At 61.0% G+C, this 26,809-nt stretch carries 31 protein-coding genes; 16 read left to right on the forward strand and 15 right to left on the reverse strand.

The window, feature by feature from the left end; all coding sequences use genetic code 11:
• The first annotated feature begins 461 nt into the window (after nt 1-461).
• Nucleotides 462-1,184: a DUF6293 family protein gene (locus tag V5735_RS03640; protein ID WP_423745129.1), complete on the forward strand. Its 723-nt coding sequence runs from the start codon at nt 462-464 to the stop codon at nt 1,182-1,184.
• A 647-nt stretch (nt 1,185-1,831) separates the two neighbouring features.
• Here the strand turns inward: V5735_RS03640 and V5735_RS03645 are convergent.
• Entirely contained in the window at nt 1,832-2,953 is a 1,122-nt protein-coding gene (locus tag V5735_RS03645) for a matrixin family metalloprotease (protein ID WP_423745130.1), read from the reverse strand.
• Nucleotides 2,954-3,008: 55 nt separating this feature from the next.
• Entirely contained in the window at nt 3,009-3,266 is a 258-nt protein-coding gene (locus tag V5735_RS03650) for an ArsR family transcriptional regulator (protein ID WP_423746051.1), read from the reverse strand.
• Between the two features lie 558 nt (nt 3,267-3,824).
• Between V5735_RS03650 and V5735_RS03655 the strand changes: the two genes are divergently transcribed.
• The 5 genes from V5735_RS03655 (at nt 3,825) to V5735_RS03675 (ending at nt 7,845) form a co-directional block, all read left to right on the forward strand.
• Nucleotides 3,825-4,169, forward strand: a complete 345-nt coding sequence (locus V5735_RS03655; RefSeq protein ID WP_423745131.1) for a helix-turn-helix transcriptional regulator — start codon at nt 3,825-3,827, stop codon at nt 4,167-4,169.
• Entirely contained in the window at nt 4,166-4,630 is a 465-nt protein-coding gene (locus V5735_RS03660; RefSeq protein WP_423745132.1) for a hypothetical protein, read from the forward strand. Before V5735_RS03655 ends, V5735_RS03660 begins: the two co-directional genes overlap by 4 nt.
• Nucleotides 4,627-5,223, forward strand: coding sequence for a J domain-containing protein (locus tag V5735_RS03665; RefSeq protein ID WP_423745133.1), 597 nt, complete (start codon nt 4,627-4,629; stop codon nt 5,221-5,223). Before V5735_RS03660 ends, V5735_RS03665 begins: the two co-directional genes overlap by 4 nt.
• Nucleotides 5,216-6,268 carry a tyrosine-type recombinase/integrase gene (locus V5735_RS03670; RefSeq protein WP_423745134.1) on the forward strand — a complete coding sequence of 351 codons (1,053 nt, stop codon included), beginning with the start codon at nt 5,216-5,218 and terminating at the stop codon, nt 6,266-6,268. The genes V5735_RS03665 and V5735_RS03670 overlap by 8 nt, the downstream gene beginning before the upstream one ends.
• 344 nt (nt 6,269-6,612) lie before the next feature.
• Nucleotides 6,613-7,845 carry an LVIVD repeat-containing protein gene (locus V5735_RS03675; protein ID WP_423745135.1) on the forward strand — a complete coding sequence of 411 codons (1,233 nt, stop codon included), beginning with the start codon at nt 6,613-6,615 and terminating at the stop codon, nt 7,843-7,845.
• Nucleotides 7,846-7,896: 51 nt separating this feature from the next.
• Here the strand turns inward: V5735_RS03675 and V5735_RS03680 are convergent, their stop codons facing one another.
• From V5735_RS03680 to V5735_RS03690, 3 genes are all read right to left on the reverse strand, one after another.
• On the reverse strand, nt 7,897-8,469 hold the full coding sequence (locus V5735_RS03680) for a metal-dependent hydrolase (protein WP_423745136.1): 573 nt from the start codon (nt 8,467-8,469) through the stop codon (nt 7,897-7,899).
• Nucleotides 8,470-8,739: 270 nt separating this feature from the next.
• Nucleotides 8,740-9,051 carry a HalOD1 output domain-containing protein gene (locus V5735_RS03685; protein ID WP_423745137.1) on the reverse strand — a complete coding sequence of 104 codons (312 nt, stop codon included), beginning with the start codon at nt 9,049-9,051 and terminating at the stop codon, nt 8,740-8,742.
• Nucleotides 9,052-9,253: 202 nt separating this feature from the next.
• The gene (locus tag V5735_RS03690) at nt 9,254-9,568 is read right to left on the reverse strand and encodes a HalOD1 output domain-containing protein (RefSeq protein WP_423745138.1); all 315 of its coding nucleotides are present in this window, start codon (nt 9,566-9,568) and stop codon (nt 9,254-9,256) included.
• 176 nt (nt 9,569-9,744) lie between these two features.
• Between V5735_RS03690 and V5735_RS03695 the strand changes: the two genes are divergently transcribed.
• Nucleotides 9,745-11,109, forward strand: a complete 1,365-nt coding sequence (locus V5735_RS03695) for a DNA polymerase Y family protein (RefSeq protein WP_423745139.1) — start codon at nt 9,745-9,747, stop codon at nt 11,107-11,109.
• A 52-nt stretch (nt 11,110-11,161) separates the two neighbouring features.
• Nucleotides 11,162-11,446 (forward strand): hypothetical protein, encoded by a 285-nt coding sequence (locus V5735_RS03700; RefSeq protein ID WP_423745140.1) that lies wholly within the window; start codon nt 11,162-11,164, stop codon nt 11,444-11,446.
• A gap of 10 nt (nt 11,447-11,456) precedes the next feature.
• Here V5735_RS03700 and tpiA read toward each other — a convergent pair whose 3' ends face one another.
• Complete coding sequence (gene tpiA / locus V5735_RS03705) at nt 11,457-12,101, reverse strand: triose-phosphate isomerase (RefSeq protein WP_423745141.1); 645 nt, start codon at nt 12,099-12,101, stop codon at nt 11,457-11,459.
• A 183-nt stretch (nt 12,102-12,284) separates the two neighbouring features.
• On the opposite strand from tpiA, the gene V5735_RS03710 reads away from it, so the two are divergent.
• Nucleotides 12,285-13,205 carry a DUF4349 domain-containing protein gene (locus V5735_RS03710; protein WP_423745142.1) on the forward strand — a complete coding sequence of 307 codons (921 nt, stop codon included), beginning with the start codon at nt 12,285-12,287 and terminating at the stop codon, nt 13,203-13,205.
• Between the two features lie 52 nt (nt 13,206-13,257).
• On the opposite strand, the gene V5735_RS03715 is transcribed toward V5735_RS03710, so the two are convergent.
• The 5 genes from V5735_RS03715 to V5735_RS03735 form a co-directional block, all read right to left on the reverse strand.
• Nucleotides 13,258-14,877 carry a GMC family oxidoreductase gene (locus V5735_RS03715; protein ID WP_423745143.1) on the reverse strand — a complete coding sequence of 540 codons (1,620 nt, stop codon included), beginning with the start codon at nt 14,875-14,877 and terminating at the stop codon, nt 13,258-13,260.
• Nucleotides 14,874-15,416 (reverse strand): gluconate 2-dehydrogenase subunit 3 family protein, encoded by a 543-nt coding sequence (locus V5735_RS03720; protein ID WP_423745144.1) that lies wholly within the window; start codon nt 15,414-15,416, stop codon nt 14,874-14,876. The genes V5735_RS03715 and V5735_RS03720 overlap by 4 nt, the downstream gene beginning before the upstream one ends.
• A gap of 77 nt (nt 15,417-15,493) precedes the next feature.
• Nucleotides 15,494-16,447, reverse strand: coding sequence for a TIGR03557 family F420-dependent LLM class oxidoreductase (locus V5735_RS03725; protein WP_423745145.1), 954 nt, complete (start codon nt 16,445-16,447; stop codon nt 15,494-15,496).
• Nucleotides 16,444-16,845, reverse strand: coding sequence for a hypothetical protein (locus tag V5735_RS03730; RefSeq protein ID WP_423745146.1), 402 nt, complete (start codon nt 16,843-16,845; stop codon nt 16,444-16,446). Before V5735_RS03730 ends, V5735_RS03725 begins: the two co-directional genes overlap by 4 nt.
• A gap of 102 nt (nt 16,846-16,947) precedes the next feature.
• Nucleotides 16,948-17,253, reverse strand: a complete 306-nt coding sequence (locus V5735_RS03735; protein ID WP_423745147.1) for a hypothetical protein — start codon at nt 17,251-17,253, stop codon at nt 16,948-16,950.
• A 108-nt stretch (nt 17,254-17,361) separates the two neighbouring features.
• Here V5735_RS03735 and hisC point away from each other — a divergent pair, with 108 nt between their 5' ends.
• The 4 genes from hisC to V5735_RS03755 are packed head-to-tail and all read left to right on the forward strand — an operon-like array spanning nt 17,362 to nt 20,175.
• Nucleotides 17,362-18,483 (forward strand): histidinol-phosphate transaminase, encoded by a 1,122-nt coding sequence (hisC, locus tag V5735_RS03740; RefSeq protein ID WP_423745148.1) that lies wholly within the window; start codon nt 17,362-17,364, stop codon nt 18,481-18,483.
• A complete protein-coding gene (locus tag V5735_RS03745) occupies nt 18,480-18,998 on the forward strand; it encodes an adenylate kinase family protein (protein ID WP_423745149.1) in 519 nt (172 codons plus the stop codon). Before hisC ends, V5735_RS03745 begins: the two co-directional genes overlap by 4 nt.
• On the forward strand, nt 18,998-19,600 hold the full coding sequence (locus V5735_RS03750) for a CDP-alcohol phosphatidyltransferase family protein (RefSeq protein ID WP_423745150.1): 603 nt from the start codon (nt 18,998-19,000) through the stop codon (nt 19,598-19,600). Before V5735_RS03745 ends, V5735_RS03750 begins: the two co-directional genes overlap by 1 nt.
• Nucleotides 19,601-19,641: 41 nt before the next feature.
• Nucleotides 19,642-20,175, forward strand: coding sequence for a multiprotein bridging factor aMBF1 (locus tag V5735_RS03755; RefSeq protein WP_007979134.1), 534 nt, complete (start codon nt 19,642-19,644; stop codon nt 20,173-20,175).
• A gap of 387 nt (nt 20,176-20,562) precedes the next feature.
• On the opposite strand, the gene V5735_RS03760 is transcribed toward V5735_RS03755, so the two are convergent.
• The 3 genes from V5735_RS03760 to V5735_RS03770 all read right to left on the reverse strand — a co-directional run bounded on the left by V5735_RS03760 (nt 20,563) and on the right by V5735_RS03770 (nt 23,216).
• Entirely contained in the window at nt 20,563-20,997 is a 435-nt protein-coding gene (locus V5735_RS03760; protein WP_007979135.1) for a DUF7313 family protein, read from the reverse strand.
• Nucleotides 20,998-21,050: 53 nt separating this feature from the next.
• A complete protein-coding gene (locus V5735_RS03765; protein WP_423745151.1) occupies nt 21,051-21,791 on the reverse strand; it encodes an ATP-NAD kinase in 741 nt (246 codons plus the stop codon).
• Nucleotides 21,792-21,905: 114 nt separating this feature from the next.
• Nucleotides 21,906-23,216: a M28 family peptidase gene (locus V5735_RS03770; RefSeq protein WP_423745152.1), complete on the reverse strand. Its 1,311-nt coding sequence runs from the start codon at nt 23,214-23,216 to the stop codon at nt 21,906-21,908.
• Between the two features lie 211 nt (nt 23,217-23,427).
• Between V5735_RS03770 and pdhA the strand changes: the two genes are divergently transcribed.
• Nucleotides 23,428-24,489 (forward strand): pyruvate dehydrogenase (acetyl-transferring) E1 component subunit alpha, encoded by a 1,062-nt coding sequence (pdhA, locus tag V5735_RS03775; protein WP_423745153.1) that lies wholly within the window; start codon nt 23,428-23,430, stop codon nt 24,487-24,489.
• An 81-nt stretch (nt 24,490-24,570) separates the two neighbouring features.
• Nucleotides 24,571-24,804, forward strand: coding sequence for a hypothetical protein (locus V5735_RS03780; protein WP_254663510.1), 234 nt, complete (start codon nt 24,571-24,573; stop codon nt 24,802-24,804).
• On the opposite strand, the gene V5735_RS03785 is transcribed toward V5735_RS03780, so the two are convergent.
• Nucleotides 24,805-25,062: an MTH865 family protein gene (locus V5735_RS03785; RefSeq protein ID WP_423745154.1), complete on the reverse strand. Its 258-nt coding sequence runs from the start codon at nt 25,060-25,062 to the stop codon at nt 24,805-24,807.
• Between the two features lie 112 nt (nt 25,063-25,174).
• Between V5735_RS03785 and V5735_RS03790 the strand changes: the two genes are divergently transcribed.
• On the forward strand, nt 25,175-26,224 hold the full coding sequence (locus V5735_RS03790; RefSeq protein WP_423745155.1) for a M42 family metallopeptidase: 1,050 nt from the start codon (nt 25,175-25,177) through the stop codon (nt 26,222-26,224).
• The last annotated feature ends 585 nt before the right edge of the window (nt 26,225-26,809 follow it).

Below are 26,809 nucleotides of genomic sequence, written 5' to 3' on the forward strand. Positions count from 1 at the left end.
CGTTTGAATTTCGCTTTCGTTTCGATTCTTCTGTGTCGATGAGTGAGTTGCTCATAATGAACAATCCATATTTCAGATATTTCGACCCTGAATCGAAGAAGTTAAGTCAACCCCGTGTGGAATAGCAGATGAGACCAAGACGAGTCGTTAACTGCTCGATTGCAGGGGATGATGCAGAAATCGTGTCAGCGTTTTCTGCATCGCAATACCCCGAGATCGAGTTAGTGTTTCTCATAGAGAGCGTCGTTACATGTCTAACTTTTAGTACGCACTCCACCGGCTTATAAATTTTGTGGCGAATGTTCGTAGTTGTACGTGTTGGTGTTGTTACTCAAAGAACTTGTTTTGATCCTCGCTATTCGTAGTTGTTCACTTAGTTTGGAGAAAGGTTGAACAACACACTACTGGAATATGTTATCCAGATACGATAACTTTACTTCCGAGAACATGGTATTTAAGCTATGGAAATGGAGGTGCCACATCGGGTCCATATCATGCCGCAAGGCTATGAGACTGATCGAATCTACAAGGCAGCAAAGAAACTCAAGGCCGACAAGGTGGTTCTACTCACCCATCCTGAATCGACTGAACAAGGGAACAGATGCCAAGAGGTAGTACAAGAGAAATTAGAAGCAGAAAACATCGAATACGATGTCACTGATTGCGATTTCTTCAATCTCTATGCCTGTCTCGGAAAGATGCTCGAAGTGATCCGCGACTACGATGGAGACATCGTGTCCGTAAATCTCTCTACAGGTAGCAAGGTAACGGCGGTCGCTGGAATGATGGCGTGTATGACGACTGATGCAACACCATACTACGTTCGAGCAGACGATTATGGTGAAGCGACGGTCAGTTCGGGTGTGAAAAGCATCGACGAGCTCCGTGCGTATCCGATGGACCGACCAGAGAGAGATCACATCCGTATTTTAGAGTATATCGACGAGGAAGGGGAGGTTCAATTGAGCGATCTTATCGATTTCGCAGAAAAGAACGATCTTGATTTCATGATGAAGCGCGATGTTTCCGATCAAAAAGCAAAATACGGCGTGTTAAACGAGGAAATTATCGAGCCACTTGAAGAGAAAGGTGACATCACCATCAACAGGCAAGGTCAAAGCAAACTTGTACAACTAACAGAAGTCGGTGAGAATACGTTGCAGGCGTTCAAGCATCTTGCCTGACTTGATTTTGATTATCTAAAACCTATCTGACATTGCGTCAAGAAGGTCATTAGTATCCCAATTTGCGTAACTTATGTTGTCGTTGTATTCTAGTTCATTTACTATTGGATCCATGTATTCTACATACTCAAGAGAAACTGACCAATGATTTCCATCTGGATCTGTGTCTTCAACTCTAGCCCGATAACGATCTTCAGACCCCATATTCCGTTCGTCTGATCCGACTAGCTCGAATAGAGCTGGATAAAGGTCTGCTTGATCAGACCATGGACGATAGACAGGAAAAACAACCTCTTCAGCTGTCCTACCATCTATCTCTCCAGCATTAGAGTGTACACCGTACGAACCGTCCGAGTAAATCACACCGACGAGACAATGATCTGAACATGACATATATTGTGATTGTTTTTAAACATTAAATGTTTTCTGGAGAAGTGATTTTAGATTAGTCACTATTCATTGATAGCACAGACGTCAGAGGAAGTCCCACTTCGTCTAGTGACCTTCAAAGACTCCGATTTTACAGAATCACAGAAATTGTGTTCGGTCAAATAGCTACTCTTCCAGATCATCCGCATCGAGCTCGCCAGCAAGATACTGCCAATCACTCTCGTGATACGGTAGCATCCTTTTGAATTAGAGCGAGATTAGTACCAATTCCTACGGTCATCGTAGTCTGCGTCCTCAAATACTGGTGGAATATCATGCTTGTTATTGACTAGTGAGTCTGCAAGCCAATAGCCGATATGCCAACCGATTGCGTCCTCATCAATACCAGAAACAGAAATATGTTGGGAAGTGAGATATTCAAGTTCGGGGTCTTCGTCCAGAGAGATCCCACGGATAGAATTACAAGATACATCATCATTCTCATCCGCACAGGGAGGGGAATCGGGAAAGTCAATGACGATATTTGCGTCAGACTTTGACGACACCATCTGGAACTGGATCAGAGAAGATACCGACCCTTCGGCCCCCTTGGAATAGTATGTCAAAGCATGATTGACTTGGTCACGGTAATCATCCCTGTCGTACTCACGAACATTACTATAGTCTACGTAAACCTTGAGATTGGATGACTTCCACGGAATGTCTCGGTCACGTGCATTTTTCATCGGGAGATGGGTCGAATCGAATGTCTCGTTCATTAGGGGTTTTGGTTGATCTTCATGCGATAGTCCATGCGTATGACCAAATTCGTGCTTTATCGTTCGAAGAGTCGATTCATTCGTATATCCCGCTTTGATACGAACTATTTCCGTATCGTCAGGATCGCTATTGGCATGTAGTATCGAAGCACAACCTAGCAAATCATCATCCAGGTAATAAGTCAGCCCACACATTGACAATTTGGAGACGATTCTAACTTCAATATCGGGAGCTGTTGCGTTATTCTTGAGAGAATAATTTACTTCGTAATCACCATACTCCGAATCATTTTCTTCCCAATAATCCAGAGCATCCCGAACCAAGGGTCTAAAGTTTCGGTCGTTGACGCTGTTGTTTATCGCAACGGAGATGTTCTCCTCCCGCCAAGGATTCACGGGTTCCGTGTCATAATCATATTGGACAGTTGTCGTTGTCTCTGAACTGCTCACTGACGTTGATTTTTCTGGCGGTGTTGTAGTCATCGTTTCCGTCATAGCCGTTGTGCGGTCGGTTGTGGCTGTAGATATTTCCGTAGTAGAAGTTTTCTTGGTGAGTTGTCCTCCACAACCTGCAAGTAAAACAGTGAGTACCAGTATGAGCGTCATTGCGTTGTTTTTCATAATCGGATATATCACATCTTGGCGATATAAAATATCCGATAAAATAGGCGTTAAGCTATTCTAAATCATCGGCGTCAAGGTCGCCAGCAAGATACTGCCGACCTTTCTCCGTTATCTCGTAGTATCCCTTGCTTTCGTCTACTTTCTCTACCAGCTCATGCTCCAGTAGTTTGGGAAGACGCCGCCTTACCGTTGGATGAGATACGGCAATATTGTAGGAAATAACTGCTGGAGGTACTGCTATACCCGTTTCTAAAAGTAACTCAAGAATCGCATCGTCCGACTTCGTCATCCACGGAACAACCGGACGCATTTGAAGGACGATTACTGGCATCGAATATATTCACACCGGAAATATCATTGCTGATACAATATTGGATTGGTACTGATACTATATTGTATCAAGATTTATTACCCCTTCCTGATTTGGCAGATGGTAGGAAGCAATTCGCGGACCCGTCGCTGTTGGGTCCACTGTCGAAAGTAAGCGGACCGATGCTTGTGACATCGGGTCCGCGGTAGCTTCCAAAACCATGCAGGAAGCCATGTACGAAGAAAACTCGCGGGGTCTTGAAAGCCCCGACTGTACGGACGAATCGATTGCCAACTGCCCCCACTGCGACACGCCGATCCTCGCGCTCGTCACGCGCGGGCCATCGAGCCACGTTCTTCACCCGTGCGGCTGTCCGGTCGGTCCGATCACCGCGCGCGAGCTCGCTTCGAACGAGTCAGAATCGGGAGACGAATCACCGTCATCGACGGACGGCGATTCCGCTTTCACTTTCACTCCACTATCGAGAACTCGCTTAATAGGGGGTCCGAGTACTCCCGAATCGATGACACGGACGACCACGCGGGGAGGTGAGAACCGATGAACGACGGCGACGAACTGGCGTTCACCGACCTTCACGCCTTCAAGCGCGACATCCTCTACGCGATTCGCGCGCTCGAACGAGACGAACCCCCGAAGGGACTCACCGTCAAGCGCGTGCTGGAGGACGACTACAGCACGGGAATCAACCACTCGCGGCTCTACCAGAACCTCGGCCAGCTCGTTGACGCTGGTCTCCTCGAAAAAGGCCAGAAGGACGAGCGTACCAACGAGTACGAAACGACTGACGCCACGCGCCGGATGCTCGAAACGTGGACGAAACGCCGCGTCCGGGAAGCTGGACTCGACGAACCCGCGCTTTCTTCGGGAGGTGAGCAGGCGTGAGCGACCACGAAGGCGACGCCTCCGCGGATGACGTACCGAGAACGGGAGCTGAACTGACCCGGCGCGTCACTCAAGACGGCGAGTTGCTCGCGCGCCCCCAACGCTGGACGTACCCGGACGGTCGAGAGATTCACGTTCTCCCCGATCTCCACAGCGACGGTATCTCGGACATTCTCGTCGCCAAGCGAACCGAGAACGGTTCGACGACGTTCCTCGCGACGAGGGCCGAAATTCACGCCGAAGACGAGATGACCAGCGAGTTCATCGACCTGGAGGAGTCGTGGTTCCACGGGTTCCTCGATGACACCTGCTCGTCGCTCCCACACGAGATGCAGTCCGCACGCGACATGCTGCTCCACGTCGTCGAAGATTGGAACGAGATACCAGACGCAGGGAAGGCCAACGCGTTGGGTCACATCATCGACGATTTGGAAATGGCCCGCAGGGAGGTGGCAGAATGAGCGACGCCACGCTCGACTGGCCCGCGACGTTCGAGCGAACCGACCCGGCCGAACGAACGCGGAACAACCGCTACGCCGCGTCGCTCCGGAATTCCATCGACGACCTCGAAACGGAACTCGGACGGGTCGGCGTGGACGACTGGCGGCTTTCGACCGCGGCACGCCACCAGAAACAGAATCCGAAGTACCCCTACGCGAACGCGTCGCCGACGGACCCGAGCGCGGTCGTCCGGTGGACGATGGACAGCGAACAGTACGCGGTCGCCTGCGATGCGTACACCCGACTGCGGGACAACGTGCGGACGCTGTACCTCTACCTCCGCGAGAAGCGCAAGATGGAACAGCGCCCCGTCGTGACCGGCGAGAGCGAGTTCGCCAACGCTCGCCTCCCACCGGCCGACAAATCCGCTGTCGCGGCTCCTGCACCCGCTGACGGGCCCCACGAAGTGCTTGGTGTTGCGCTGGACGCTCCGGACGCTGTTGTCCGCGGTGCGTTTCGCGAACTCGTGAAGGAACGACACCCCGACCACGGTGGGAGCGAGCGCGAGTTCACTCGCCTCAAGCGGGCTCGGGAGGTGATGCTCGATGACTGACTCCGGGAATCGGAAACAGCGCGACCTCTCGCCGGTCGAAGCGGCCGAGCGGTTCGTCGCCCGTCGCGAGAACAGAAACAGCTACAAGACGGTTCGAAGCTACCGGAACCGGCTCACCACCTTCGTCAACTGGGCCGACGAGAACGACCTTGAGGTGATGCGAGAGATGGACGGCTGGTGGATCGACGAGTATCAGCGTCACTTGGAGTCCCAGGACTACTCCCCCGTGACGGTTCAGGGGAAGATGTCCGCGCTCGACCAGTTGCTTCAGTACTGTGTTACCATCGAGGTCGTTGACGAGAACCTCCCGAACAAGCTGGAGGTTCCGAAGCTCACGAAGGAAGAGGAGACGAGCGACAAACTGCTCGAACCCAGCGAAGCTGAGAAGTACCTCTCGTTCTTCCGCAACTCGGTGAAGCACCGCGGGACGATTCAGCACGTCCTGCTGGAACTCATCTGGCACGTCGGCGGGCGTATCAGCTGTTTCCGCGCCCTCGACCTCGGCGATTGGGTTCCGGAAGAGCGGAAATTGATGTTCCGGCATCGACCACCGACCCGACTGAAAGGCGAGAAGGACCACGAGCGCAACGTCCTCGTCTCGAAGGAGGTCGCGGACGTGCTGAACTTCTGGATCGAACGCGAGCGTCCCAACAAACGCGACGACAACGGACGCACTCCGTTGCTGACCACGAACCACGGGCGAGCGTCGGAAAGCTCGATTCGCTGTTGGTCGTATATGGCCACGCAGCCGTGTCTCTACACCGGCTGTCCGCACAACAAGCAGCGCGATTCCTGCAAGTTCACGGACCGTCAGTTCTCCAGTCGGTGCCCGTCGAGTCGCGGCCCGCACGCGATTCGAACCGGGAGCATCACGTGGCAACTCAACAGGGGTCTGTCGTACGTCAAGGTGGCGAAGCGTGTCGCCGCATCGCCCGAGACGATTCGACGATACTACGACAAGCCGGACTTGGAGGACGAGCTCGAACGCCGACGTCCGGACACCGAGAACTTGGATATTCTGCGTGGCGTGACCGACGATGTGTAACGCGATCCCTTCGTCTGGGAAACCACGAGAGGGCGGTCGGTTCATCGCAAGAATCGGTGCCCCTCCGACCCCATTTTACCGCAAACCACACGACGGGCACCGCGAAGGTTCTTATCATAATAAATAGTCGATAGCGGCAGCGAATTCGGTCGAACGAGAACTGGGATTTTAGCACCGCTTTCAGACGGCGCATAACAAATAGTGAGTCGGTCGTTGGTTCATCTATACGTGAGTCACTCACGATGAAACCCTCACACGATGCACGAACCCGCCGTCGGGTACTTCGTCGTTCCGGCGCTGTCCTCGTAGGGTCGACCCTCGCCGGGTGTTCGACAATAAAAGATGTGCTCCAGAAACGACAACGGGGGAAGAACACGTCGGATGGGGGTGACGAAGCGGTCGACGTCAATCGGCTCTCGTTGCGGAAACGAGGACAGGTACACCTTTCGGCGGGGTCCTCCCCGAGCGGTGGCTATTCTGAAGTGTCGGTTCGGAAGGACGGAAAATACGCCGTCGTCGGAACCAAATGGGGGATAACCGGGACTGTTCTGGTCGATGTCAGCGATTCGGCATCGCCGAAACAAGTTCACTATCTCGGCAACTCGAACGATGCGCCGAATCTGGACGTCAAGTTCGACTCCCGAAACGGGCTGTATCATCGAGCGATAGAGAAAACGTGGTCCGGGAACTTCGAAATCGTCGACTACGGTTTCTCCGCCGGAACACCGACAAATCCCACCGTCGTCGGGTCCGTTTCGGACGGCAAGTCGCACAACGTGCGACCGCACCCGACGAAGCCGGTGCTCTATACGATGAACTACGGATTGGAAAGCAACGGGTTCGACGTATACGACGTTTCGGACCCGACCTCTCCGCGAAAGCTCGGGGAGTACGGTCCACAGGGGGCGGGTCACGACATCAACGTGGACCCGGAGCGGGACTTGCTCTGCTGTGCGTACCAGTCGGGACGGTTCATCGGCTTCATCATCTACGATGTGAGCGACCCGAGAAACCCGACCGAAATCGGGCGGTTCGACTACACGAAGCGGAAATCGTACGACGAAGCGAACGTCGGCGAGGAAGCGTTTGGAGCGGCACATCACGGTCACTTCGACCCACGACGTGACCTACTCGTTTTGGGAGACGAGCGCCCGCAGGGAGTCCCGGGCGGAAAACACGTCTTCGATATCGGGTGGAAGAACGGGTCGCTGAAGAATCCGGTCCCGGTCGGATTTACCGTCTCACCGAACGCTCGACGGATGGAAGACGAGTACGCCGAACGCTTCGATTGGACGGGCCACCACTTCGATATCGTCCCGAAGGGTAAGGCCACGCTCGTTGCCAGCGCCGACTGGCACGAGGGAGTGGTGGTGTACGATATCACCGACCCGACGACTCCGACTCCCGTCGGTCGATATCGGACCGACGACGGTGTGAGCGATATCAGGGTGAACGAGGAAGTCGCGCAACTCGGCAAGGCACCCATGGCGTGGAAAACGGAATACAACGAAGAGCGGGACTTCATCGTCGCCAGCGACACGTTTACTGGGCTATACACGTTCGAACTAACATCTTGAACGCGTCGTCCACTGTCGAAAAACGAGAAGGTGGAACCGTTCGGACTGTCTTCATCGACCGACGACGGCGCGTTTGAGTTCCGCGACGACCGGCGCGCCGTCCACCAGCCAGAGGAGGAACACGAGGAAGTACGGCGCGAGGTAGATACCGAGTATCAGCAGTTGCTTTTCCGTTGAGAGCGAGTGGAAGAACGTGCCGATGATGTGGAAGGCGCGGTCGAACAGGGACACCTCGTGGCCGTACGGTGGGAGGGTTACGACGGGCCACAGCACCCGGTCGAACGGCGACCGCTGGTGTTCCATCATGGCCATGAGGATGTCGCCGACGAGGTGCGACCAGTAGCCGAGCGCGAAGGCGGCACCGAGGGCGGCGCGATTTTTGTACACTCCGAGGGCGAGCACCAGAAGGCCGACCGGAATCGCCACGAAGACCGAGTGGGCGACGGAGTAGCCTTGCGGGAACAGGTGGAGCCCCCACGAGAGGGGCTTGTCCACGAGGTCGGGCAACTGGGTTCCGAAGAGGAGGGCGAGCACTGCCTGTGCGGACGGCGGCGCGCGCGTCCACACGCGGTTGCCGAGCGAGTACAGGGTGTACCCGAAGGCGGCGTGACCCCACGGCATCATGGGGTTCTCACCGCCGGGAGAGCACGGACGCGACGGAACGGCCGGGACGGGTCGGTCGTTCGTATCGCACCCCTGTCTGAATATCTCATCACCCCGTGAGTAGTAAGTCGAGGGTTAAAAAGTTCGGAGAACTACCCGCTCGTTCATCGAATCCTCGATATATCACGAAGAAAGCAGTCGCTCCGCGAACGGCTCGGGTTCGGTCGGTACGAATCGGTATGGGGAGACGAGGGCGTTCTCGGCGGCGTACGTCCGCCGCGGGAACCCGGTCTACTCCTTGACGACGACTTTTCCGTTCGCGTTGACGGTCACTTGGTAGACGTCGTAGTGGAACGTGATGGAAACGTTGTCCCGTGCGTCGCCGTAGCGGCGGGTTCGGAACAGCGCGTCGATGGCGTCGCAGTTGACGGCGGCGTGGAGCGGTTGCATTCGGTTCGGCTCCGTGTCCATGACGCTCGCGAGGGAGCGGACGAGCCCGGCGCAGGTGTGTCCGTTTGCCATCTCGCGCTCGATATCGAAGACGTACGTCGAAGACGTTTCCGCTGGATTGTCGTCACTAAGGTTCTCTATCTCAATTTCCATACTATCATCACTGGGTGAATCGACCACTGGTATACTACTACTCTCTCAGAGGCGAGGCGGTAATATAGCTATCGGCGATTTCGGGAACCGAGAGAGGCGGCGGGGGTCGTCCGGTGTCAGAAGCGATAGCGAACGGTTTCGGGCGCGGATAGTGGCGATATTGGTATCGGGCGGAGGTCGCGTACCCGAACGATGGTTCTCGTTAGTTGTCCCCCGATGCGGTCTCGGTGGTCGATGAAAGCGATTCGGAGTCCCGAATGCGCTCGATGTCGATTCGACCGTCGCTGTGCACCGTCACTTCGTGGGGGCCGTACCGAAATTCGACGCTGCCGTTCGCTCGGGTGTCGCCCTCGTTCGTCGCGGAAAAGAGCGAGTCGAGCGCATCGGGGTCGATGATATCGTAGAGAACGGGCCTGATATCCGTGGGAGTCGTTCCCTCGTGTTCGGCGATTGCGCTGATTACCCGGATACTGAGTCGATCATTCGCATTCGAACGTCGTTCGTTGGGCGCGACCATTGTACGCACGGCTACCACATATCTGTCCATAAACATAGCGGAATCAGCCGCAGAAGGCCGTAAGTTGCTATTTATTGCTTGTGGTCAGTATAGATGTAATTTATATTTCCACTTCGGCATTCACTTTCGGCGTAGTTTGCACAGTTTCATTCCGTTGGCTCACCAACGTACTGTCAATGTCGGACCGTGGCGGTTCACGCTTGCCCGGTGTCGGAGACGAACGCGAGGAGCGAATCGTCCTCCACGTCGATATGGACTGTTTCTACGCGGCCTGTGAGCGACTCCGCGAACCGGACCTTCGCGGCGAACCGGTCGTCGTCGGGATGGGGTACGAGGAGGGCGAGAACCACGGAGCCGTCGCCACCGCGAGCTACGAGGCCCGGGAATACGGCGTCGAAAGCGCCCAATCCATCGGGAGCGCCCTCGAGCGACTGCCCCGGAAGGCGAACGACGATTCGACCGATACTGGCGGTTTTGGCGGCGAGGACGGCGCGGACGATGCTGACGACGGGGACGAAGCGGACGTGGCTGGCTACTATCGACCCGTCGATATCGAGTTCTACAAATCGGTCAGCACGGACGTTCGCGCCATCCTCCACGACTGTGCGGACACGGTGCGCGAGGTGAGCATCGACGAGGCGTACCTCGACGTCACGGAGCGAACCGCGTGGAAGGTCGCGGAGGGGTTCGCCCGGCACGTCAAGAACCGAATCCAGCGCGAAGTCGGCGTCACGGCGAGCGTCGGCGTCGCGCCGAACATGAGCGCGGCGAAGATAGCTAGCGACCACGACAAACCGGACGGGTTAGTCGTCGTCGAACCGGGAACGACGCGGGACTTCCTCGCCCCGCTCGACGTGGCCGAGATTCACGGCATCGGGCCGGTGACGGCTCGCACGCTCCGAGAGATGGGAATCGAGACGGCGGGAGACCTGGCCGATGCCGACCCTCGCGCGCTCGCCGACCGGTTCGGCGAGCGTGGCCGCGAACTGTACCACCGCGCCCGCGGCGACGACGACAGGCGGGTGACGCCGACGGGACGGCCCAAGAGCCTCTCGCGCGAATCGGCGTTCACCGACCCGACGACCGACTCCGAGGAGAAGCGTGCGCGGGTCGGCACGCTCGCCTCGGCCGTCGCCGAACGCGCCCGCGACCGGGACGCCATGTACCGGACCATCGGCGTGAAGGTCGTGACGCCGCCGTTCGACGTGCACACCCGCGAACAGTCGCTTCCGGGGCCGGTGGACGACCCCGAACTGGTCGAGGAAGTCGCCCTCGACCTGCTTACCGAGTTCGACGACGACCGGGTTCGAAAGGTCGGCGTGCGCGTCTCGAACCTCCAGTTCACCGAGAGCGACCAGACGAGTCTCGACGGGTTCGACGCGCCGAGCGGGGCGGGTGAGTCGAGAACGGCGGACAGTTCCGACTCGGCCGACGACCCAAAATCGTCGGCGGAGACGGCGGATGATGGTGAGAGGACGGACGAGACGGACCATCGAATCCCGCGCGAACGCGACGGACAGGTGTCGCTCTCCGACTTCTAACATCCGTTTCGTTCTTCGGACCGCTGATTACCCCGGCCTGTGTAGTTCCGGTATGAACAAGCTGGCGGCGGTGGGCGACGAGGAGGGTCGCTGGCATCTCCCGCAACACGCCCACATCATCGTCTACGAGGCCGAGCGGGGCGACCAACTGCTCACGATCTACGACTGCGGCGCGGCACAGAAACCCCCCTCGGCGCAGGTCATCGGTAACCTCGTCCGCATCCGGGCGGCCCACGAACTGGAGCGGACGGTCACGGGTTATATCGTGAGCATGCGGGAGAAATCGGTGTTGGAGCGACAGGAGAAGGACCACTTCGTCGTCGTTTCCGACGAATAGTCCGAATCGATTACAGCGGTTCGACGAGGTTTTCCAGCGCGGCCTTCGGGTCGTCGGCCTTTGCGACGCCGCTCGCCAGGAGGACGCCCTCCGCGCCGAGGTCCCGCGCCGCAACGAGGTCTTCGCCGGTGCTGATGCCAGCGCCGCAGTAGACGCTCACGTCCTCATCGACCGCCTCCGCGGCGGCCACCGCGTCGGTCACGATGTCCGGGTCGGCCTTGCTGACGGGCGTGCCGGTGCCGATGAGTTCCGGGGGTTCGACGGCCACGGCGTCGGGAGCGAGGGCGGCGACCGCGCCGACCTGTTCGGGGTTGTTCGCACAGACCGTGGTGTCGAGGCCGACGCGCTCCGCGGCGTCGAGTCCGGCGTCGATGTCGGCGAGTTTCTGCCTGCACTCGGAGTGGTTGATCATGGTTCCGGTCGCGCCCGCATCGGCGACGGACTCGGCGAGGGTGCTCCCGGTGTGACTTCCGTGTTCGACGGGGCTGACGTGTTGCCCCCACGTTTCGACGCCGGTGTCGGCCACGCGCGAGAGGTGGGCTGTTTGCGGTGCCACGGCGATATCGACGCCGTAGTCGTCGCTCACGTCGCGGGCGGCGTCCGCGATTTCGGCCGGGTCGCACGGATAGGCTTTCAGATTGACGAGTACGAACATATCCGAAGCGACTGTCGGCGCCCCCAAATAGGTTGCGTCATGCGCAAGTACGGACGGAGAAACCGGACGACGGAAATGCGGGAGGTGGATGCGGAGCGGGACGAGCGCTGATGCGACCGGAAGGGTGAAACAGGTATTTCACTCTACCTAACAGTTTTGCCCACGGGTTTACCAGTAGACTCCATGACAACATGGACCCGACGACTGGCCGTCCTCTCGGTGGTCGTCCTCGTCGTCTTCGCCGGATGCGCCGGAATGGGCGGGAACGACGCGGCGAAGGACAGCGCGAATCACGATGGCGGCGGTTCGAACGGCGGCGATGCCGGGAACGCGCGCCCGAGCGACGGGGCGGCACCGCAGTCCGCCTTGGTCGTCCAGCAACGCGCCCTCATCCGAACCGGAAACGTCACGCTGTCGGTCGAAAATTTCGGGAACGCGAGTCGGTCCTTGACCCGCGCGGCCCGCGAACGCGGCGGGTTCGTCAGCGACTCCTCCCAGCGCGTCCACCGCGATGGCAACGAGACGTGGACCTCCGGAAGCGTCGTCTTCCGCGTCCCGAAGGAGAACTTCTCGGCGTTCTTCGAGCGGGCCAAACGAGCGGGTGAAGTGGCGGAGTCGAGCACCGGCACCGAGGACGTTACCGACCGGTTGGTGGACCTGAACGCCCGCCTCGAAAACCTCCGCTCACAGCGCGACAAGCTCCGGGCGCTCTACGAGAACGCGAGCGACACCGAGTCGGTGCTCTCGGTCCAGAGGCGACTCTCCGACGTGCAAACCGACATCGAACGACTGGAGGCGAAACAGCAGTCGCTCGAACGGCGAGTCGCCTACTCGACGGTGACGGTGCGGATGCACGAACCGCAACCGACGAGCGACACGAAAAGCCCGGCCGAGAAGTCGTGGTACGAGACGGGTGTCGTCGCCGCGTTCCTCGATTCGGTCGACGGTGCCATCGTCATGCTCCGCGCGTTCGTCGTCGGGGCGGCCTACCTCCTTCCGTACCTGGTCGTCCTCGGCGTTCCGGTCGGCGGTGCGGTCCTGCTCTTGCGCCGCCGGTCGGAGTCGGAGACGTCTGCCGCGGCCGCCACGGACGAAGGGGAATAATCGACGAAGACACCTCGCAGTCGCTCGCGGACGGTTCACGGCTCCGGACGGTTCACAGCCGCTCGTGAACGTGGTCCGCGGCCTTCAACGAGAGGGCCGCGATGGTGAGAGTGGGGTTCATCGCCCCGCTGGTGACGAAGACGCTGCTCGACGCGATGGTGCAGTTCTGCAGGTCGTGGGTGCGAAGGCGAGCGTTCACAACGCTCGCTTTCGGGTCGGTTCCCATCCGGGTCGTCCCCATGTGGTGAAACGCCGGGCCGGTGTTTTCGGGGCCGACGCGCCACGTCACCTTCGCGCCGAGTTCGTCGAGGATGGCCCGCTGAATCTCGTTCGCCCGGCGGAGCGTCGCGTTCGTTCGCTCGTCGACTCGCCAGTGAATCCGCGGAACCGGGTTGCCGTGGTCGTCGGTCGTCCCGGAATCGAGCGCGATTCGGTTGCCCTTTCGCGGTTTCTGACCGGCGAGCGCCCCCATGCCGACCGAATTGCCGTACTCCTCGCGGATGGTCGAAAGCAGGTCGTCGCCCCACTCGTTCCCGCCGAGGGCGAGGCCGACCGGCGTGGGTCCCGCGTAGTTCGAGAATTCGAGTTTCAGGCGGTCGAACTCGATGTCGTCGGCCGCCGGAATTCCCTTCGTTCCCCGCGCGGGGTCCTCGTAGAATTGGTGGCACTCGCTGGTGATGAAGCCGACGCGGTGCTGGCGGGTGCGCCGGTCGATTCGTCCGCCCATCCCCGCGTACAGGTGGTCCATGAAGTAGCGGCCGACCGCGCCGCTGGCGTTCGCCAATCCGTCGGGATACCGCGTCGATTTCGAGAGGAGAAGCAGGCGGGGAATCTCGACGCCGCCACCGGCGAGGACGAACTCGCGGGCCTCCTGTCGGTGTTCGACGCTTCCCGTTCCCCCGTTCTCGTCGTCCGGCGCGACGTACACCGCGGCTTCGATGCGCTTTCCCGCGTCGTCGTGTTCGAGGCGTTGAACCGCCGCGCGGTCGATGACGCGCGCGCCTTCCGCCTCGGCCTTCCGCACGTGGACGTCGGCGCTGTACTTCGCGCCGGAGGGACAGACCGGTTTGCAGGTGCCGTAGCCGACGCACTCGCTTCGTCCGTCGTGCGGTTCGGAGTTGCGAGCGTTCGGGACAGAGTGCGTGGCGACGCCGAGCGACTCGCACGCGTCGGCGAAGATGGAATCGCTGTGCGAGGGACGGAACGAGGGCAGGGGAAACGGCTCCTCGCGCGGCGGCGCGAAGGGGTTGTCGTCCGCACCCGCGACCCCGAGTTGCGACTCGGCGCGGGCGTAGTACGGTCGAAGGTCGTCGTAGCTGATTGGCCACGCGTCGAAATCGGATTCGTGCAGGCGCATGACCATCCCCTGCCAGTGGAGCGTGCTGCCGCCGACCCCCTTGACGCGGGCGCGGTTCAGCGGATAGAACCGCTCGCCGGTCGAGGTGTAGGCGTCCCGCGGCCCGCCCATGTTCCAGACCGAGCGGTCGTCGTCGCCGGGGCGAATCGCTCGCTCCATCCGACGCTTTCGGTCCTCGAATTCGAATCGCTCGCCCGCTTCGAGGACGACGACGTCGTGGCCCTGCCGTGCGAGCGTGTGGGCGACCAACGCGCCCGCCGGACCCGCGCCGATGACACAGACGTCGGCGCGCTCGGAGGGGGTTCGGTCGGTCACTCCCCACCACCTCGGTAGCCGTCGAGGCCGCCGGGGTACCCTCGTGGATTCTCGGTGCCGACGAGTTTCCCGCCGGTCGGCGAGGTGAACAGCGCGAAGAGGACGTCGTTGACGAGGTAGTACCGGACCCGCGCCGCGTCGGACCCGTTCGGGTCGGGATGCGCGGTCGCCACACCCATCTCGTCGAGGAGGGTATCCTGCGTCTCTCGGTCGAGTTCGACGAACGTCCCGTCGTACCACTCGGTCGCGTAGGTGTCGAGGGTCGAAATCGCGGCGGCCGTCCCCCGCCGATAGGTCGGGCGGTCCTCGGTGCGGCCGACGGCATAGGTCGTCACGAACTCCCGGATTCCGGTCACCTCGGAGGGGAACACGACCCGCGCGACCGCGACGAGCGTGTCGATGTCGTGTGCCGCCAGCGCGGACTCTTTCCCGTCGTCGCCGAACTCCAACACGTCGGATTCGACCAACGCCGCCCCGCCGACGACGGCGACGCCGCTCGCGGCGAGGGCGGACAGCGCGTCCCGGCGCGTTAAGTCCATTTCGAACGAGATTAGGCACACCTAAACCTTGAGGGTTGTCCTTCCCGTTCGCGCCTGTTCGAGTCCGCTGGCTTCGCTCATTCGACCTCGGGGAGCACTTCCTCCTCGTAAAACCGGAAGAACGACTCTTGGTCGGGGCCGATTTGGTGGACGTACACGTGGTCGTAGCCCGCGTCGGCGAACTGCTCTACATTCTCGATGTGCGTCTCCGGGTCGGGGTCGGTCACGATGCTCCCCTCGGCGATGTCCTCGCGGGTGACCATTTCACACGCCTGTTCGAAGTGGGTCGGCGTCGGCAGTTGCGAGTTGAGTTCGCCCGCGAGCGCGCTGTTCGGCCACCACTCGTGGGCCGTGTCGATGGCGTCCTCCTCGTCCTCCGCGTAACAGACGGTCATCTGACTATACCGCGGTCCCTCGCCTCCGGCCTCTTCCCACGTTTCCACCGTGTCCTGCGGACCGACGCTCCAGAAACCGTCTCCGAGTTCCGCGGCGGCTTGCGCCGCCCGCTTCCCGTAGGCGGAGACGATGATGTCCGGTGGGTCCTCGGGGAGCGTGTAGAGGCGCGCGTTCTCGACCGTGAAGTGGTCGCCGTAGTAGCTCTGCTGGCCGCCCTGCCACAGTTTGCGGATTATCTCGACGGCTTCTTCGAGCATCTCCGTTCGAACCGCGTGTTCGGGCCAGTGCTCGCCGGTGACGTGTTCGTTCAGTCGCTCGCCCGTCCCGACGCCGAGGAAGAAATCGCCCTCGAACATCGTCGCGGCGGTGGCGGCGGCCTGTGCGACGATGGCCGGATGCATCCGCATGATGGGGCAGTTCACCCCCACCCCGACCGGCAGGTCGTCCGTCGCCCGTGCGACCCCGCCCAGCGTGGACCAGACGAACGGGGCGTTCCCCTGTTGGCTTATCCACGGATGGTAGTGGTCGGAGATGGACGCGAACTCGAATCCTGCCCGCTCTGCGCGAACCGCGTGGTCGACCAGTTCGTTCGGCCCGTGCTCCTCGCTCGAAATGGTGTAGCCGATATGCGTCATCGCGTTCCTCCGTCGGCGGTCGTGTCGAGAATCATGCCACCGGCGCTACATCGGTCGCCGGTATGAGGACTCTGGCTGAAAACGCAAGGACAGTTTCGACGGCGGTGACCCGAATCGCTCCTGTCGTTCCGACCGCTCTTACCGCTCCTGCAGTTGTCTTTGGAGCCGTTGCTGGCGTTCCTGTTGTCGTCGTTGTCCCTGTCCTGGCTGGTGTTCCGACTGTCGTGGCTGATGTTCCGATTGTCGTGGCTGATGTTCCGATTGTCGTGGCTGTCGTCCCCGTTGTTGCTGTTCGTGCGGTTGCCGTCGTCGCCCGGTGGGGTGTCGATATCGCTCCTCCGTCGGCGAGCGTTGCTGTTCCGACCGGTGCGACCCGCCGTGTCGCCGCTGGCGTTCACCTTCCTGTCGCCGTTTTCCGTACCGCCGTTCCCGTTGTAGGCGCTCCTGTCGCTGTCGTCGTTCCAGTCTCCCGCCGCGGATTACGGTTCGCTCGACGTCGCTCAGCCGTCGTTCGGACCCGCCTCGTTGCCGTTCGATTTCACCTCGTCGTTCGCCTCTCCCTCGGTGCCGTTCGAACTCACGCTGTCGCCGTCCCCGACGCTGGCGACCGTAGCGTCGTTCTTTTTGCTCTCGCTGCTGGTATCGACGTTCTCCGTGTTGCTCCCCCCGACCGCCTTGCCGACGGTTCGGTTTCGACCCGTATCGTCGCTGGTGGTCCGACTGTCGTCCCCGTTCTTGTCCCTGCTTCCACGGACCGCCGTACCGTTGGGGTTCCCGTTCGCTCTCTCGACCCCGTTGGCGCTCACGATGCCGATGGTGTGTCATTGTACCTCACGGATGAGTCGGTCGGAAATCGTTTAGTCGTGCTGGCCGCGGGTGGCCACGCTTAAGACCGGTCGGTGACACCTCCCGACATGGAACCACGAGACCTCTCCGCGCACGTCGCGTATCAGGCCGGACGGGGCATCGAAGAAGTCGCTCGGGAACTCGGCACCGACCCCGACGACCTCGTGAAACTCGCATCGAACGAGAACCCGTTCGGGCCGAGTCCGGCGGCGGTGGACGCAATCCGGGATGCGGCCGGGAACGCGAGCACGTACCCGAAAGCGTCGCACACCGACCTCACCGCCCGGCTCGCCGACCGCTGGAACGTCGAATCCGAACAGGTGTGGCTGGCGAACGGCGGCGACGGCGCGCTCGATTACCTCTCGCGCGCCATGCTCGACCCGGGCGATACCGTCCTCGTTCCCTCTCCCGGATTCGCCTACTACGGCATGAGCGCTCGCTACCACCACGGCGAGGTGAACGAGTACCGCCTCTCCGCCGAGGACGGCTTCTCGCTGACCGCGGACACCGTGCTCTCCCAGTACGACGGCGAGCGAATCGTCTACCTGACCAGCCCGCACAACCCGTCGGGCGGCCGGTTCTCGCTCGACGCCGTGACGAAAATCGCCGACGAGACCGACGAGGAAACGCTCGTCCTCGTGGACGAAGCCTACGGCGAGTACGCCGACGGACCGAGCGCGGTTTCGCTCCTCGCCGAGCGCGACGACAGCGACACACCTGCCGGTGTGTCTGGCAATCACGCGGTGCGCGATGACGTGGCGGTCCTCCGCACGTTCTCCAAGGCGTACGGACTCGCGGGCGTCCGGCTCGGCTACGCCGTCGTCCCCGAGGAGTGGGCCGACGCGTACGCATGCGTGAACACGCCCTTCGCGGCCAGCGAACTCGCCTGCCGTGGCGGCCTCGCGGCGCTCACGGACGACGAACACGTCGAGAAATCCGTCGGGACGGCCCGGTGGGCGCGCGAGTACATTTACGAGACCCTCGACGCACCGACGTGGGAGAGCCACGGAAACTTCGTCCTCGCGGAGGTCGGCGACGCGAGCGCCGTCGCCGAGGCGGTCCAGGAACGCGGCGTCATCCTTCGGGACTGCACCAGTTTCGGGCTTCCCGACTGCGTGCGCATCACGTGTGGGACGAAAGACGAAACCCGACGCGCTGTGCGCGAACTCAACGAGGTGCTGTCCTCGTGAGGGTCGCCGTCACCGGTACCCCCGGCACGGGCAAGACGACCGCGACGGAGCTGGTCGATTCCGACCTCGAAACCGTCCACCTGAACGACGCGATTCGGGAGGAGGAACTCCACGACGGAGCGGACGAGGAGCGCGGGAGCCTCTACGCGAACTTCGACGCGATTCGGCAGTGGTTGGACGAACAGGGCGACGGCGGCGACGACCTGCTCGTCGATTCGCACCTCGCTCATCACTTCGACGCCGAGAAGGTCGTCGTCCTCCGGTGTCACCCCGAAGCGCTGCGCGAACGACTGCTCGAACGCGGAGAGACGGACGCGAAGGCCGAGGAGAACGCCGAGAGCGAAGCCCTCGACGTTATATTATCGGAGTCGGTCGGGGAACACGGCACCGAGTCGGTCTACGAAATCGACACGACCGACCGAGCGCCGGACGCGGTCGCGTCGGATATCGTGGCCGTTATCGAGGGCGAGCGCGAACCGTCCGCCGGAACCGTCGATTATCTGGAGTATCTCTAATGCTCGACCAACTTCGTCCCGTCGCCAACCGTGCGCTTCGACCGTTCGTTTCGGTATCGACAACCCTCGGATTGACGCCCAACGCGGTGAGTATCATCGCGTTCGTCCTCGCGGGCGGTGCCGGAGCGGCGTTTTACGTCGCCCCGGATGCACCCGTCTGGTATCTCGTCGGTGCCGTCCTCGTCTTCCTGAACGGCTGGCTCGACATCCTCGACGGTGCGCTCGCACGCGAACTCGGCACCGACTCGCCCGCGGGCGACCTGCTCGACCACGTTCTCGACCGCTACGCCGACATCATCCTCATCGTGGGATTCGCGGCGGGACTGGGCCGGTTCGCGCTCGGACTCGCCGCCGTGACGGGCGTGTTGATGACCTCGTACCTCGGCACGCAAGCCCAAGCCGTCGGGTTGGACCGCGTGTACGGCGGTTTGCTCGGCCGGGCCGACCGGTTGGCGCTCATCGGCATCGTCGGTGCGCTGGCCGCGTTCGTCCAATCCGTCGGCGGGTACTCGCTCGTCGTGCTTTTACTCGCCCTGTTCGCCGTCGTCGGGCACATCACGGCACTCCAGCGATTTTACTATTCGTGGCGCGCCTTGTCCTGACGTGGCGTGCCATTTATGAGTCGAGACGGTAAATAGCAAGTATGGTTCAGTGTGAGATGTGCGGTGCCGAAACGGCGTCTCCCAAGACTATCAAGGTCGAAGGTGCGGAACTCGACGTGTGTGACAACTGTGCCGACTTCGGCACGGAAGTCAAGACACAACAGACCTCCTCCACCTCGACCAAGTATTCGACGTCTTCGTCCTCGTCTTCGGGCAATTCGAGCACCAGCACTGGCAGTGCGGGGTCATCCGGCGGGTCGCGCTCGCGCCGGAGGGACATGTTCGACGACATGGACGAAATCGCGCCGGATTACGACGACCGAATTCGAAACGCGCGCGAATCGACCGGTCTGAGTCAAGAGGACCTCGCCAAGGAACTCAACGAGAAGGCGAGCCTCATCAGCAAGCTCGAACACGGCGACATCCTGCCGAGCGACAGCGTGCAAAGGAAACTAGAGAAAAAACTCGACATCAGCCTCACCGTCGGTAGCGCTGGGGCGGACGACGAGGAGTGGAGCGGCGGCAGTTCGACCGGGAGTTACACCCTCGGGGACGTGGTGAAACGCAAAGACTGAACTCCACGACGCGATTTCCGTCTTTTTCGACGTTCGTGACGCCGTGAGCGGCGCGAACGCGGCGTGGTGTCTCGTCGATAGAAACGAGCGGTTCGAAGATGTAGTATATTTCAGTATTTAACAGTGCTTTTTAGTACTATTCAGTACTTTTCGTTGTATTACAGTACTATTTTCCATATTCAGTACTCTCTCCGCCGTATTCAGTATCTTGTCTACCGTTTCAGTGGCATTCGAGCGGGTACCGTTCGGGCACGCAATCGGAACGCGTCGGACCTTCCGATTGCGGCCGAGGTCCGGCCTCGAAACCGGACTCCTCGAAAAATCGAAACCCCATCACTCGGGAGCGGAATGTGAGAGACGAGAAAGGGAAAACCGAACGAAGCCGCTTCAGATAACGGCGTCCCAAATCGGCTTGATGATGAAGAAGACCGTCTCGTAGCCGATGTACATGAGGACGAGCACGGACGCCAAGACGGCCGCTTTCGGTTTTTCGAGCGGGAGTCCACGACGCAGTTCGACCGAGCGGGCCTCCACTTCGAAGAAGTCGGTGATGACGAGACCGAGGACGAGCGTCGAGAGGACGATACCACCGTGGTGGTGGAGCGTCAGGAAGTAAAACGCCGAGAGGACCAGCAGGATGTTGCTGACCTCGTGGGGAATCCAGCGACTCAGCGTTTCGCGGTCGTCGTCTTTTGCCTGTTTCTCGTAGTTACGGGACGCGAGGATACGCGTCAGCATGTTGACCAACACGAGACCGAACACGACGAACCCGGCGTACGGTTCGAGCGCATCGACCGGTCCGAGTAATGATAGGGGTTGCATGCTCGAAACTCAGTGCGACAGCGTATTATATTCTTTCCAATTGGGCCGCTCGGTCACTCGTCGAAAAACCGCCGACTTGATTCGACGCTGACGAGTTCCATCGACCCGTCGAACGCCACTTCGACCGGTTCGTGCGGTCGGACGGGACGGACCGACCGGTCGTCGGCGAGGAGTTCCACCGCGTCCTCGTCGCGTTCGACGGCCAACGTCACCGGGCCGCGGAGCACCCAGTTATCGACGTGGATGGCGAACGGCGCGACGGGAACGACGGAGACGACCCCGGAACCTCGTTCGACGACCGGTCCACCGGCGTCGTGCGCGTAGCCCAAACTCCCGGTCGGCGTGGCGACGACCACGGCGTCGGCACGGAACTGGGAAACCTCCTCGTCCGCGATGCGGACGCTGTACTCCGAGATTCTGGCTGGTTCGCTGGTCACCAGCGTCGCATCGAACAGCGCGTCGGCGACGCGTTCGCCGTCGACCGTCGCCGAGAGAAGCGGTCTGTCCACCGTCGTCCACTCCCCGGCGAGGAGGTCCGCGACGGCGGGTTCGATGTCGTCCGGCGCGACGCTCTCCAGTCCCGGTCCCGCATCGACCGGCAGGACGGGGACCGACGCGCCCGCGCGCACGAGGTTGGTGACTGCCTGCTCGCCGACCGCGACGACGACGGTCGGGTTCGCGTCGAGGACGGCCCCGGCGTCCTCGCTCGTCGTCGATTCGGCTTCGTCGCCGAGCGCACCCTCGATTTCCTCGATAAAATCGGCGTCGGCGCTCGGTACGACGCCTACACGCATTCTGGCCTCCGTCCATGGTGGTCGCGTGGTTCGGTCATTATCGGAACAGTCTCACCCCGACCAGAAAAGGATACCGCGCTCCGAGTGAACTCGTGCGACGGAAACGGACGCGGGTTACTCGTCGTAGGGCCAATCGCCGATGACCTTCATCCCCGCCGCTTGGTCCTCGGCTTCGAGCGCGTCGGCGATCTCCTCGGGCGCTTTGTGTTCGACCTCGAACTCGTCGCTCGCGAGGTACACCGCCAACTCGGTGAGGAGGATGGCCTGTTCGCGGAGGTCGCGGACTTCGAGTTTGTCCAGCGTGTCCGCGAAGGTGTGTCCCCAGCCTCGGCCCTCGTCGCCCGTCTCGCTCATGACGTGATAGCCCGGGACGCCCCACTGGACGAACGGCCAGTGGTCGCTGTGCGGTCCCTGTTCGGGAATCGTCGAGATGGGGTGTCCGTACCGGTCCGCGACTTCGTGGGCCGCGTCGTCCAGTTCGTCGAACCCGTGTGTGGTGAACGTGAGCGTCCGTCCTCGGGCCACGCCGTCGTTGTTCAGGATGGCTTTGATGCCGTCGAAGTCGGTGACGCTGGCCATGTGCGACGACCCGTCGAGTCCGACTTCCTCGGCACCGAAGGCGACGAAGTGAATCTTCGTGTCGAGTTCGTCCTCGCGCTCCGCGAGCGCGTTCGCCATCTCGACGACCATGGCCGTCCCCGCGCCGTTGTCCATCGCGCCCTCGGCGATGTCGTGGGCGTCGATGTGGCTGGTGACGAGCACTTCCCGCTCGGTGTCCGGGCCGAGTTCGGCGTGGACGTTCTGGCTGGTCGCGTCGTCTATCTCCGCATCGACGGTCACCGTCACGTCGTCGCCCTCCCAGCGGCGGGCGAGTCGGGCACCGACTTCCTTCGAGACGCCGACGGCGGGGATGTCGCCGATGGGGTCCTCCTCGGTGCCGACGCTGCCGGTCGGGGGGAGACAGCCCTCGACGTGGTTGCGGAAGACGAAGGCGGCCGCACCGCCCTCGACGGCGTAGTAGTACTTTTCTCGTCGGTGGATGAACCGGTCGTAGTAACTCGGGACGTTCGAGGCGACCATTACGACCTTCCCTTCGATATCGTGCTTCTCGAAGTCGTCCGGAAGTCCGTAGCCGAGGTTCACTAACTCGCCGTCCGCGCTTCCGTCGGGACTGCGCGGCAGGGCGATACAGTCCTGTGTGGTGTCGCCAGCCTCGATGGAACTGGACCCCCGCGTCCAGCCCTGTACGTCGAACTCCGCCAGTCGGGCGTTCCGCGCGCCAACGTCGGCGAGGGCGTCGCGGGTCTCTTCCGCGGCCTCCCGTTCTCCGTCGCTCCCGGTCATTCGGTTTCCGATATCGACTATCGTCTCCAGAAAGTTCCATCCCGCATCGCTCGTGAACGTTCGCCCGATCCACTGTGACATACGCCTACACATCTCTCAGGGGTCGCCTAAATGTTTCGAAACGTAATATCCTGACAAATCGTCGGTTATTCCGTCACTTTCGGCAGAATCCTCGGCGATTTATAATTCGGATACTTAAACCACCTATCTATTCATCCCAATATTCCTTGTGTGGCGATGCTTTATAACGAATGATGCCGTTTGACCGATAGACAGTCGGTGATTCCAAGATATGGCTTCACAAGCACCTGATATGGCGCGCGTGGTTGGACTCGACGGTAGTGTCGAAGGGAACGTGAATCTCTCCCCGACGGACGTGGAGAACATGTACCGATTACAGGTACTCGCACGGACATTCGACGAAAAAGCCGTCTCGCTCCACCGACAGGGGCGGATCGGGACCTACGCGCCATTGCAGGGGCAGGAAGCGGCGCAAGTCGGTGCGGCGTACGCGCTTTCGCCGGACGACTTCTGCTTCCCGACCTATCGCGACCACGGAATTTACATCACCCGCGGGCACGCGATGCGAGACATCCTGCTCCACCTCTCGGGAGCGGGTAACTACGTGGACCGCGAGGATGCGGACGGACTCCGGACGTTTCCGCCGACGATTCCCATCGCCACCCAACTGCCCCACGCGGTCGGCGTCGGCATGGGAGCGAACTACACGGACGACGACTGTGCCGTCCTCGCCAGCTTCGGCGACGGCGCGACGAGCGAAGGCGACTTCCACGAGGCGCTGAACTTCGCGGGCGTCTTCGAGACGCCGACGGTGTTCTTCTGTCAGAACAATCAGTGGGCGATTTCGGTACCGCGCGAGCGCCAGACGGCGAGCGCCACCATCGCCCAGAAAGCACAGGCCTACGGCTTCGAGGGGGTTCGCGTGGACGGTAACGACGTGCTGGCCGTCTATCGAACCGTCTCCGACGCGCTCGAACGCGCGAAGGAGGGCGAGCCGATACTCATCGAAGCGGTCACGTATCGGCAAGGTGCGCACACCACGACCGACGACCCGACGAAGTACCGCGACGACGCGGAAGTCGATGCGTGGGCCGAAAAGGACCCGCTCGACCGAACTCGGGAGTACCTCGAAACGGAACACGGTTGGACGGACGAAGACGACGCCGAACTCCGTGAGGAGGCGAAAGCGCGGGTCGCGGAAGCCGTTGAGGCCGCCGAAGCGCACGATGGCTACGACGTCGACGCCATCTTCGACCACGTGTACGCGGACGACCATCCCCGCTACTCGCGACAGCGCACCAACGTCCCCGAAAACCCCGACGTCGACCGCTGACGGTCCGACCGACTCGTTCTCGCCGCGGCGGTCGCCAGCACAGTTATGTGTCGGGCTGTGGTATCCGGCACGGGGTCTACGATGGAACGTCACGAACGACGAATGGGTGAGTACGGGGCGGAAACCGAGCAAATAGCGGACATCGCCGAGATGGAAATTACGGAGCCGACGCTGACGTGGCTCGAAGTATCACAGCCACAGCAGCCGATTCCGCTCGGGAAAAACGACCGGGTGATAGACAGCCGATTCAACGAGCAACACGACGTGTGGGAGGTACTGCTCGTCGCGTTGCCGGACGAGGAAGAAGAATCGTAGTTACAGCATGTCCTTCTGTTTCAGCCCTTCGATGAGATCATCGACGAGGGTGTCAACGTCGTCGTAGGGGAAGTCCTGTGCGTCGTTCATCTTCGTCGCGAGCTCCATCGCCGTGAAGCTCGTATCGCCCGCTTCGAAGCGCGTGCCGGGACCGTTCGGCAGCGCCGGAACGAGTTCCATCGGGTTGCTGACGGGGTAGTCTGCACCTTTGAACGCGTCCTGGAACTGCTGTCGGAATTCCGCTTCTTTGTCAGCCATGTCAGCCACTGTGTGAGTAAACGGCAAAAACGTTCCGAAACCACGATACACAAGTTGAGAGTTTATTCACCGCTTCAGAGAGGTTTATACGGAGATGGGAACGAGATTCGGTATGGCATTCGATTTCGATTTCGAACTCTTGTGCGAACTGACAGAGGCGAACGGTGCGGCGGGGTACGAGGACCGAATCCGCGACATCGTTCGACGGGAGTTGGAGGGCGAAGTGGACGAACTCCACACCGACGCGATGGGGAACGTCATCGGGACGATAGAAGGGTCCGAGGACTACGACGTGGCCGTCGCCGCCCATATGGACGAAATCGGATTCATGGTCCGGCACGTCAACGAGGACGGTTTCGTCTCGCTCGACGCGCTCGGCGGTTGGGATTCCCGCGTGTTGCGAGCACAGCGCGTCGTCGTCCACACCGAGGACGGTGACCTACCCGGCGTTATCGGCTCGGTACCGCCGCACCTGTTGGACGGCGACGAGGGAGAAGAAGACGTCGAGGACGTCTACGTCGACCTCGGGCTTCCGGCGGACGAAGCGACCGAGCGCGTGTCGGTCGGCGACATCGTTACGATGGAACAGACGACGACGAAAGTCGGCGAGAACGTCTCCGGCAAGGCGCTCGACGACCGCGTTTGTCTCTTCGCCATGCTGGAGGCCACAAAGCGAATCGAGAACCCCGACGCGACCATCCACTTCTGTGCCACGGTGCAGGAGGAAATCGGCCTTCGCGGTGCGACCGCGCTCGGCGTCGACGTGGACCCCGACCTCGCGGTCGCCCTCGACGTCACCGTCGCAAACGATTTTCCCGCCGTGAAGCGCGAACGGGACTACGTGACCAGCCTCGGTGACGGCACCGCTATCAAACTCAAGGACGGGAGCGTCGTCACCACCCCGAAGGTCCACCGTCGGATGCGGTCGCTGGCCGAGGCGCGCGACATCCCGTACCAACTCGAAGTGCTTCCCTCGGGAGGCACCGACACCGCCGGTTTCCAGAACACCTACGGTGCGAAACCGGTCGGCGCTATCTCCATCCCGACGCGCTACCTCCACACCGTCACCGAGAGCGCCAACGGCGACGACGTATCCGCGACCATCGACCTCCTCACCGCCTTCCTCGAAACCGAAAACGGCGAGCACGATTACGCGCTCTAGAACCACCTTTTGCTGCGGTCGGGAGCCGAAACCGGCGCCGTGCGGCGCCAGTTTCGGCCTACCTCCCTGGCAAAATCTGGGCCAAAAGCACGGCGTCACCCCACTTCAGTCGCTCCTTTCAGTCGCTCCGCCGGGGGTTCCTCGGCCCGTTCGCTCACTACGCTCGCTCACGGTGAGGACGCTTGTCGTGAAAATTCACCCTGCCTATCACTCCTGCCGGTCGCTGTTTCCCGGTGAGCGGCTGGAGGGAGCGATAGGTCATTGAGACGACCGCGGAAATCGGCTATCGACCCAAATACCGGGGATGAGCAAGTGCCTGAAACCTAGAAACGGTCAGAGACACGGCCGCTCGTCGCTAGCACCCTCACCGGAAAATCGGAGATTTTCCGGGCCGACGACCGAGCGGAACATAGTGGAGCGAGGGAGGAGTGCTTTTGGTCCAGCTTTTACAGGGAATGCGAGGGAGTTTTGCTCCCTCGTTCCTTCACGGCTCCGCCGTGAAGAAGACGGGTCGGCGGGGGTCGAATCGACCCGCGCCGACCGCTCGACCGTCGTAAAAGGTGGTGACAAGGTGGTAGTGCCAAA

It is taken from the genome of Haladaptatus sp. SPP-AMP-3 (genome assembly GCF_049568665.1).
Lineage (GTDB): Archaea > Halobacteriota > Halobacteria > Halobacteriales > Haladaptataceae > Haladaptatus > Haladaptatus paucihalophilus.

Excerpts from the sequence above, each read along its gene's own strand:
- V5735_RS03640 (WP_423745129.1), top strand. The coding sequence starts at position 462 with ATGGAAATGGAGGTGCCACATCGGGTCCATATCATGCCGCAAGGCTAT.
- V5735_RS03645 (WP_423745130.1), bottom strand. The coding sequence starts at position 2,953 with ATGAAAAACAACGCAATGACGCTCATACTGGTACTCACTGTTTTACTT.
- V5735_RS03650 (WP_423746051.1), bottom strand. The coding sequence starts at position 3,266 with ATGCGTCCGGTTGTTCCGTGGATGACGAAGTCGGACGATGCGATTCTT.
- V5735_RS03655 (WP_423745131.1), top strand. The coding sequence starts at position 3,825 with ATGAACGACGGCGACGAACTGGCGTTCACCGACCTTCACGCCTTCAAG.
- V5735_RS03665 (WP_423745133.1), top strand. The coding sequence starts at position 4,627 with ATGAGCGACGCCACGCTCGACTGGCCCGCGACGTTCGAGCGAACCGAC.
- V5735_RS03670 (WP_423745134.1), top strand. The coding sequence starts at position 5,216 with ATGACTGACTCCGGGAATCGGAAACAGCGCGACCTCTCGCCGGTCGAA.
- V5735_RS03680 (WP_423745136.1), bottom strand. The coding sequence starts at position 8,469 with ATGATGCCGTGGGGTCACGCCGCCTTCGGGTACACCCTGTACTCGCTC.
- V5735_RS03685 (WP_423745137.1), bottom strand. The coding sequence starts at position 9,051 with ATGGAAATTGAGATAGAGAACCTTAGTGACGACAATCCAGCGGAAACG.
- V5735_RS03690 (WP_423745138.1), bottom strand. The coding sequence starts at position 9,568 with ATGGTCGCGCCCAACGAACGACGTTCGAATGCGAATGATCGACTCAGT.
- V5735_RS03695 (WP_423745139.1), top strand. The coding sequence starts at position 9,745 with ATGTCGGACCGTGGCGGTTCACGCTTGCCCGGTGTCGGAGACGAACGC.
- V5735_RS03700 (WP_423745140.1), top strand. The coding sequence starts at position 11,162 with ATGAACAAGCTGGCGGCGGTGGGCGACGAGGAGGGTCGCTGGCATCTC.
- tpiA (WP_423745141.1), bottom strand. The coding sequence starts at position 12,101 with ATGTTCGTACTCGTCAATCTGAAAGCCTATCCGTGCGACCCGGCCGAA.
- V5735_RS03710 (WP_423745142.1), top strand. The coding sequence starts at position 12,285 with ATGACAACATGGACCCGACGACTGGCCGTCCTCTCGGTGGTCGTCCTC.
- V5735_RS03720 (WP_423745144.1), bottom strand. The coding sequence starts at position 15,416 with ATGGACTTAACGCGCCGGGACGCGCTGTCCGCCCTCGCCGCGAGCGGC.
- V5735_RS03725 (WP_423745145.1), bottom strand. The coding sequence starts at position 16,447 with ATGACGCATATCGGCTACACCATTTCGAGCGAGGAGCACGGGCCGAAC.
- hisC (WP_423745148.1), top strand. The coding sequence starts at position 17,362 with ATGGAACCACGAGACCTCTCCGCGCACGTCGCGTATCAGGCCGGACGG.
- V5735_RS03750 (WP_423745150.1), top strand. The coding sequence starts at position 18,998 with ATGCTCGACCAACTTCGTCCCGTCGCCAACCGTGCGCTTCGACCGTTC.
- V5735_RS03755 (WP_007979134.1), top strand. The coding sequence starts at position 19,642 with ATGGTTCAGTGTGAGATGTGCGGTGCCGAAACGGCGTCTCCCAAGACT.
- V5735_RS03760 (WP_007979135.1), bottom strand. The coding sequence starts at position 20,997 with ATGCAACCCCTATCATTACTCGGACCGGTCGATGCGCTCGAACCGTAC.
- V5735_RS03765 (WP_423745151.1), bottom strand. The coding sequence starts at position 21,791 with ATGCGTGTAGGCGTCGTACCGAGCGCCGACGCCGATTTTATCGAGGAA.
- V5735_RS03770 (WP_423745152.1), bottom strand. The coding sequence starts at position 23,216 with ATGTCACAGTGGATCGGGCGAACGTTCACGAGCGATGCGGGATGGAAC.
- pdhA (WP_423745153.1), top strand. The coding sequence starts at position 23,428 with ATGGCTTCACAAGCACCTGATATGGCGCGCGTGGTTGGACTCGACGGT.
- V5735_RS03780 (WP_254663510.1), top strand. The coding sequence starts at position 24,571 with ATGGAACGTCACGAACGACGAATGGGTGAGTACGGGGCGGAAACCGAG.
- V5735_RS03785 (WP_423745154.1), bottom strand. The coding sequence starts at position 25,062 with ATGGCTGACAAAGAAGCGGAATTCCGACAGCAGTTCCAGGACGCGTTC.
- V5735_RS03790 (WP_423745155.1), top strand. The coding sequence starts at position 25,175 with ATGGCATTCGATTTCGATTTCGAACTCTTGTGCGAACTGACAGAGGCG.